Origin of the sequence: Deinococcus rhizophilus (assembly GCF_030271215.1) — a bacterium.
GTDB lineage: Bacteria > Deinococcota > Deinococci > Deinococcales > Deinococcaceae > Deinococcus > Deinococcus rhizophilus.
The window spans coordinates 1-644 of record NZ_JASNGB010000374.1 but is presented as its reverse complement, the minus strand read 5'-3'; the positions used below and the strand labels follow the sequence as shown (position 1 = coordinate 644).

The window sequence follows — 644 nt, the reverse complement described above, 5'->3', positions numbered from 1 at the left end:
CCGCTGGAGCACCCGGCCCTGACCCGGCTGGAGGCGGAGGGGGAACTGCGCCGCCTCAGCGCCCCCGACCTCGCCTTTACCCGGCAGGAACTGGGAGCGCTGCTCGCCGCGCAGGGGGTGGACGCGAGCGCGGAGGAGGTGCGGCTGGCGCACACCCTGACCGAGGGGTGGCCCATCGCGGCCCGCTTTCTGGCGCAGGCGGCGGCGCAGGGGCGGGTGCCCCTCTCGGCGCTGGCGGAACTCGACGGGGGCGAGGCGCAACTGGCGACCCTCTTCACCTACCTCGCGCAGGAGGTGCTGGGGCCGCTGGACCCCTCGCTGCGGGCGCTGCTGACGCGCGGCAGCGTCTTCGAGGAACTCTCGCCGGGCCTGCTGGAAGCCGTGCTGGACGTGCGCGAGGCCGCCACCCTGCTGGGGGCGCTGGAGCGCGGCGGCACCTTCCTGACCCGCACGGGCGAGACCTACCGGGCCCACCCCCTGCTCCGGGCGCACCTGCGGGGGCTGCTCTCGCCGGGCGAGGCGCGGGAGATCGCGGCGCGGGGGGCCGACTACTTCGAGCGCAGCGGGCGGCCCCGGCGGGCGATGGCGGCGCACCTTCAGGCCGGGAATGCGGCGCGGGCCGCCGAACTCCTGGCCGAATCGGG

1 pseudogene is annotated in these 644 nt (G+C 77.2%); it reads left to right on the top strand.

The features are described from left to right. Nucleotides 1–644: pseudogene (locus QOL99_RS17420) on the top strand (transcriptional regulator); the annotation flags it as partial.